This window comes from Microcystis sp. M079S1, assembly GCF_020246425.1.
GTDB classification, from domain to species: Bacteria; Cyanobacteriota; Cyanobacteriia; order Cyanobacteriales; family Microcystaceae; genus Microcystis; species Microcystis aeruginosa.
The window spans coordinates 1-6,365 of sequence record NZ_JADBSZ010000259.1 but is presented as its reverse complement, the minus strand read 5'-3'; the positions used below and the strand labels follow the sequence as shown (position 1 = coordinate 6,365).

Genomic DNA, 6,365 nt, shown 5'->3' with positions numbered 1-6,365 from the left:
TTAAACCAATATCTTCTCGTCAGTCAAGGGGAGATACTAATAGAATCCTATAGCAAAACCTCAGAGAATAATTGGTTACTGCAAGAATACACCCCAGCCAGGGGAATTATATCCCTAGATTCTTTAGGAATTAGCTTAAATATTGCCGATATTTACGAAGGAATTGATTTTAATCTCAACTCCTAACTTTAGCTATCTTTTAAGAGGACGTACTAAAAACAATTTTACCATCTTTTACCGCCACTAAACGCAAAGTTAAGGGACCAGCCGTATTAGTTTTACTAGCGGCAATTGCCTCAAGTGTCTCGATAGAATTACCCGACTTTTTGACTTGACCAATAAAGTTAACTACCGTAGTTAATAAACCATCTTCCACCTGAATTGACCCTAAAACTCCCGCACTTCTAGCGCGAAATTGAGCCGAAGCTAAGAGTAAATCTAAGCGCTTTTGTAGGTCTTCTTCTGTCATATTTTGGGGATCAATGGAAACGGCAGCGATTACCTGTTTCTCCTCAAAAACTCTTTGATTGGGAACCACATCAGCAAAGACACGAATCTCGGTTTCTCCTAAGACATAATTACCTGCTGAAAGGATTCTCACCACATATTCTTTACCGTCCTGTAATTGTTGACTTAACTGTTCTACCTGTGCTTTTGTGATCTTAACTAAACGCTGGTCAAAATTAGGCTGATTCGGTTGGGTGGCACGGATAGCATTCATATTCGCTTCTCGCAATAACTTATCAATAACAGCGACAATAGCTTGAGTATCAACAATACGAAAAGCTCCAAAAGATAACACCTGTCCCCGGAAAATAGCGATTTGTTTTTCCCGCAATTCTTGATAGGTTTGATAGTATTGTTCTAAAACTTCCACTTCCCGCTTAAGAAAAGCCATTTGGGTTTCTAAATCTTTTAATTTTCCCTCACGCTGTTGCAAAGCCAAATTTTTATCTACAATCGAGCGATCGAGTTCTCCAATGCGTTGATCCCGGCGATCAATTTCTAGCTGTAGGGTTTTTTGCTGGGTTTCCAACTGTTGAAGTCGCGCTTGTCTGGCCGTTAATAACTTTTGTTGATTAGCCAACTCTTTATCTCTAACTTGAACGGTGGTTTGTAGTTGATTGATCTGACTAGAAAGAATTGATTTTTGTTGGGACAATTGATCTCGTTGACTGATTAACTGTGCCTTTTGATTAGTTAAAATAACTCGTTCATTGTTTAAATTAGCCACTTCCTTCCGAAACTTTTCCAACTGTCCCGAAACTAATCGCAAACGTTGACGAGAAGCTTGATAATTTTTGTTAAGAACCTCTAGACGTTTCTGCACGGCTATCTGTTCACTTTTAGCCGTTTTTAAAGCCTTTTCCACCTGATTTTTTTGTTCGGTGGTTTTTCTCACCTGACTTTCCAAATCCTTAATAGCGGCACGACGTTCATTTAAAAGACGATCCAGTTCAAAAACCCCTTGACGCAGGGATTTACTAGAAGCAAACAAGACAATTAAAGTCGAACCGGCGATCAAAATTCCCGTTACAATCGTCATCAAAGTTGCGGTTTGTTTCGGACGCAGATTAAATAAACGCATCCTTTTCTTACCGATACGGCTCCCTATGCGATCGCCAACCGCCGCTATCAGACCACCTAAAACCACGATGGCCAAAACCAAAATATAAGCGCTAGTCATCCAGAATTTAAGTAAATTGTTGACTGAGAGCGACGGGATTATGGACGGTAATTTTCTTCTTGTAAATTGAGACCATTTCTTGATCCCGCAGCTCTCCCAATAAACGGGTGACAGTGACGCGGGTAGAACCGATCGCTTCTGCGATCGCTTGGTGAGACAATTTTAGATCCACCCGGATGCCATCGGTGGTGGGAACCCCAAAATCACGACAGAGAATCAATAAAAAACTGACCAAACGGGAACCCATATCCCGGTGAGCCAAGGTTTCGATCATCATTTCCGTTTGCAGAATGCGCGAGGACAACCCCTGCAGCATCAACATTGATAAATCGGGATTATTGCGGAGGGACCTTTCTACCTGATCGATCGGGGCCGAGAGTAATTCTACCGGAGTAAAAGCCACGGCATGATAAAAACGATCCGATCGCTGGCCGGTGAGTAAGGATAGCACACCAAAGACGCTATTTTCCCGCAGTAGAGCCACGGTAATTTCTTCTCCCGCTTCATAGACTCGCGACAACTTAACGGCTCCTTTCAGCAAAAAATAGACTCTTTCAGCGGGATCTCCAGGGAAAAAGATCGTTTTGCCACGCTCGAACAATTCCACCACCGGGGGGAAATTGCCGCTGCCGATTCGACGGAACACATCTGCTAGGGGTTTGTCTTGTATTAGGGATAAGTCCATCTCACATCCAAAAAAGGGGAAAATTGTTTTTATTATGCAACGAGTGTCACCTCTATTAAACATAACCGCTCCCTAAACTGGGAAAAGTTTTGGGCGCTTTTTGCCAGACAATGGGGGAGGGGTGATCATTGCTGCCCCTTTATCTGTATCCCTATTATACCGAATCTCGCTGGGGTCGGCTATTGGGGAGATTTTTGTAAGAGAAACGAGAACTATGTTAGATTTAACGGGAAAAAACGCCCTAGTGACGGGGATTGCCAATAATCGCTCGATCGCTTGGGGAATTGCCCAACAACTCCATCAAGCTGGTGCAAATATCGGTGTCACCTATCTCCCCGACGAAAAAGGCCGTTTTGAGAAAAAAGTGCGAGAATTGGCCGATGAACTTAATCCCGCTTTTTATGTCCCCTGCGATGTCCAAAATGACCAACAGGTAGAAGATACTTTCGCTACAGTGGCGGAAAAATGGGGTAAACTGGATATTTTGATTCACTGTCTCGCTTTTGCCGATAAAGAGGGTTTAACGGGCGATTTTACCGCCATCCCTCGGGAAGCTTTCACTAAATCCCTAGATATTAGCACTTTTTCCCTAACCCGTCTAGCTCGATCGGCTAAACCTTTGATGACGGCAGGGGGAAGTATTATCACTCTTACCTATCTCGGCGGTGTCAAGGTAATTCCTAACTATAATTTAATGGGGGTGGCAAAAGCCGGTTTAGAAATGAGTGTTCGCTATTTAGCCGCGGAATTAGGTGGCCAAAAGATCCGAGTTAATGGTATTTCTGCCGGTCCAATTCGCACCTTAGCATCTTCGGCCGTGGGGGGAATTCTTGATATGATCCATCATGTGGAAGAAATCGCTCCTTTACATCGCACGGTGACACAAATTGAAGTGGGAAATACGGCCGCTTTTTTAGCCAGTGATCTTGCTAGTGGTATTACCGGTCAGATTATTTATGTAGATTCCGGTTACGAAATTATGGGAATGTAGTTTTAAGTAGGTAGGTGTTAAAAATCATCAGCGCCCCCCTTATTAAGGGTAGTAGGGTTGATTCATGAATCAACCCTACTATGAATCAACCCTACTATGAATCAACCCTACTATGAATCAACCCTACTATGAATCAACCCTAGGATCAAGGGGGTATCAAAGGCGAAATCTATCTTCAATTTAATTGAAACGACTATCATAAAAGACTATGATCGTGTTTGTTGCGAAGTTGCTGAAGAGTCTTGCGATCGCTCTCTAGATCGACTTCATTGTAATGTAAATCGGCATCGTGGTTTTTCAAAAAAGCATCCACCACCCAACGAGAAGATAGACCTAAAATACTTCCGACCTCGGCACTGGTGATTTTTTCCGCTCGGTAGGCCTGCACCACCAAAGCCTCTAAAATTTCACGGGTAAGATTATTGTAGTTGTAATGTTGAAGCAATTCATCGGGAATATCGATAGTAATTTTCATGATTTATCTTCCTTTTTTTTGGGTTTACCGATAATGTTTATAGCCTGTCTCATCAAGATTAAGTATGACCTAATTTGATATTGACCACCGACTCCCCACCACGAAAACGTCCTATCTTACCATTAACATAACTGCTATAATATAGCTTTTCAACTTATTTAACATCTTGTACTTCTTTTAACAAAGATAAAATATCGTAGGGAATAAGAGACGGAAAATCGTCAATTACCTTTGAGATGATTTCTAATTTCAACTCAGGTTCTTGCTTAAATTTCTTTAACTTTGGAAAGAGATCTTTCAGAATTTCTTCTAATTTATGCCCTTGAATCCGAAGAAACCACTTAGGTAATTTGATGGTTTTGCGACTAAGATACTGGCATAATAAACAATCATCTTGAACTTCTGATTGAATCTTAGGCTTAACTTTCTCTACTATGAAATCAGCTATTTGTTGAAGCCGAGTATCATCAAAAGTGCCAAAATCAACATAGGTTTCACGCTCACTGAGTCCAACCTCAATGCGTTCTATCAACTTTTCTCGTACAAGAAAAGCTGCTATAAGCACGGGATCAAGAATATAATTCTCGATGCTGTAACGCTTTTCTTTGCCAAGAACTTTAACACGACCATTACCACAATTTTTTAAATCCCAATCAATGATTCCATAGACTGTTCGGTTGCCTCCTTTTTTCAGTTGATTAACAACATCTTTTACTTGATCACAGGTACCATTTCCTCCACCAGACGCGATGAAGTTAAGTGATATCTCAGGAGTTAAATAATCTTTTAGCTTTTCGTGTAATTTCTCATAAAATTGAACATCATAACGGCTTTCAACAAAAACTTGCCGACGATTCTCATAATCTATGCTTAAAGTTGGAACTCCAGTAGTCAAGATAGATAAAGCTTTATCTTTTGTGACCTTTTGCATCCGTCTTTGTTCAGTCTTATACATTGCGTATATAGATTGTTCTGGAGCTAGAGCGACTGTTGAGGGTGAATGGGTAGTTAGAATCACCTTAATATTGCGACGATTGATTAAAACATCTTGAATGGTTCGCAAGAGAGATTGAGTCATTGAAGGATGCAAGGGAGCATCTATTTCATCAAATAGTAAAATTTTGGGATTATCTACAATAAGTTTGTTCTTATCATCAGCGTAATAAAGACACAGTGCAAAAGACATTAAAATCCGTTCGCCTGAAGACAAATCATTGAACCTCACTTGTGAGTTCCTAACTCTATCTGTTAGAATTGGCTCATAAGGGCGATCTTCGTATTGCGGTGGTCGGTTAATCCTGAAATCAAGATTTGCTGTCTCTAGAATACTATTTACAAACTCCCAAGGTGGTTCTCCATATTTGCTTAAAAATTCTTCCTCAGTTAAGAAGCTAACAGTCTCACCTTCTAAATTTGCAACACGTTTGAGCCGATTAGTAAGCCAGTTGCGTTGATAATCTACGAAGATCCTAGCAAGTGACTGCTGAAATATATCAACAGACTGCCAACTTCTAGGAAAATGTTCATAAAAATAATCTTCGTCAAAAGCGACTAAAGGAATATCGGTGTTGCTCTGAAATAAATCGATCAAGCGTTGCCTATTGACTCGATCATTTTGGATAAATCTATTAGTCACATTTTGATTTACAGTAGAAATGGTATCCCGAATAGCTTGAATTATTTGACTTGCTTGCTCTACGCTACTGCCTGTTTTAGTTAATTCTTCTGCTGTAAGACCTATAAGCTCACGAGGCTTAAGTTTATCTAAATCAACTCGATTAAAGTATTGAAGATTTTGAGAAATATGAGTACGAGATTCTTTCACATACTGATTAATTTCATTCCAAAGTCCAGATATTTCTTGAGTAATTTGGTAGGGTGCAAAAGCACCTGTATCTTGTGGAATAAGGTTTGACCAATCAAACCGGCGAATAGGACGTGTTTGATTATTCACTTCTATATCATCAATCCGCATCGACCCATTCTCGATAGCCTCCAGTAAGTGACTTTTCCCCGCACCGTTTACCCCTGTAAGCACCACAAAATCAGGTAGCTCTAGCTCTGGGAAGGAAGTTATTGATTTGTGAATCTTTAGAAACGATAGCTTCATAAGTGTTTATCAACTACTCCGATAATTGGCGATCGCTAATTATTGCTAAACAGCATACAGAATAAGGGTTTTGAAGAAAAGCGGAAAGGAAGATAAGGAAATTATATCTTTACTGCCGAAATCTGAAAATACCCTAGCGCTCGCTCTCTCCCAGCGAACGCTTCGCGCACGCTTCGCGTGACCGAGCCACTTCTAAGACCTGTTCGAGAGATAATCCCAGAGAAGCGGCGATTTCTTGGGGATTAACCCCCGCTCGCAATAATAAGGGAACAGAAGCTAATTTTCCGATGATTTCCCCTTCTTGGCGACCTTCTTGGCGACCTTCTTGGCGACCTTCTTGGCGACCTTCTTGGCGACCTTCTTGGCGACCTTCTTGGCGACCTTCTTGGCGACCTTCTTGGCGACCTTCTTGGCGAC

At 41.1% G+C, this 6,365-nt stretch carries 5 protein-coding genes and 2 pseudogenes; 2 read left to right on the top strand and 5 right to left on the bottom strand.

Translation table 11 applies throughout. The annotated features are described in order from the left end of the window. Positions 1–186 (top strand): annotated as a pseudogene (locus IM456_RS17095) (Uma2 family endonuclease); the annotation flags it as partial. Positions 187–199: 13 nt separating this feature from the next. On the opposite strand, the gene IM456_RS17090 reads toward IM456_RS17095, so the two are convergent. After that, on the bottom strand, positions 200–1,687 hold the full coding sequence (locus tag IM456_RS17090) for a DUF3084 domain-containing protein (RefSeq protein WP_287693071.1): 1,488 nt from the start codon (positions 1,685–1,687) through the stop codon (positions 200–202). Positions 1,688–1,694: 7 nt separating this feature from the next. Then, positions 1,695–2,372: a global nitrogen regulator NtcA gene (ntcA, locus tag IM456_RS17085; protein WP_002793163.1), complete on the bottom strand. Its 678-nt coding sequence runs from the start codon at positions 2,370–2,372 to the stop codon at positions 1,695–1,697. A 214-nt stretch (positions 2,373–2,586) separates the two neighbouring features. Between ntcA and fabI the strand changes: the two genes are divergently transcribed. Beyond that, on the top strand, positions 2,587–3,363 hold the full coding sequence (gene fabI, locus IM456_RS17080) for an enoyl-ACP reductase FabI (protein WP_002797558.1): 777 nt from the start codon (positions 2,587–2,589) through the stop codon (positions 3,361–3,363). Positions 3,364–3,559: 196 nt separating this feature from the next. Here fabI and IM456_RS17075 read toward each other — a convergent pair whose 3' ends face one another. From IM456_RS17075 to IM456_RS17065, 3 genes and pseudogenes are all read right to left on the bottom strand, one after another. Continuing rightward, complete coding sequence (locus IM456_RS17075) at positions 3,560–3,838, bottom strand: UPF0175 family protein (RefSeq protein ID WP_002797556.1); 279 nt, start codon at positions 3,836–3,838, stop codon at positions 3,560–3,562. A gap of 154 nt (positions 3,839–3,992) precedes the next feature. Further along, a complete protein-coding gene (locus tag IM456_RS17070) occupies positions 3,993–5,948 on the bottom strand; it encodes an AAA family ATPase (RefSeq protein ID WP_287693070.1) in 1,956 nt (651 codons plus the stop codon). A gap of 133 nt (positions 5,949–6,081) precedes the next feature. Beyond that, positions 6,082–6,365, bottom strand: a pseudogene (locus IM456_RS17065) (Rpn family recombination-promoting nuclease/putative transposase); the annotation flags it as partial.

What these genes read in the sequence shown, in the direction of transcription:
- IM456_RS17090 (WP_287693071.1), bottom strand. Translation starts at nt 1,687, where the DNA reads ATGACTAGCGCTTATATTTTGGTTTTGGCCATCGTGGTTTTAGGTGGT.
- IM456_RS17070 (WP_287693070.1), bottom strand. Translation starts at nt 5,948, where the DNA reads ATGAAGCTATCGTTTCTAAAGATTCACAAATCAATAACTTCCTTCCCA.
- fabI (WP_002797558.1), top strand. Translation starts at nt 2,587, where the DNA reads ATGTTAGATTTAACGGGAAAAAACGCCCTAGTGACGGGGATTGCCAAT.
- ntcA (WP_002793163.1), bottom strand. Translation starts at nt 2,372, where the DNA reads ATGGACTTATCCCTAATACAAGACAAACCCCTAGCAGATGTGTTCCGT.
- IM456_RS17075 (WP_002797556.1), bottom strand. Translation starts at nt 3,838, where the DNA reads ATGAAAATTACTATCGATATTCCCGATGAATTGCTTCAACATTACAAC.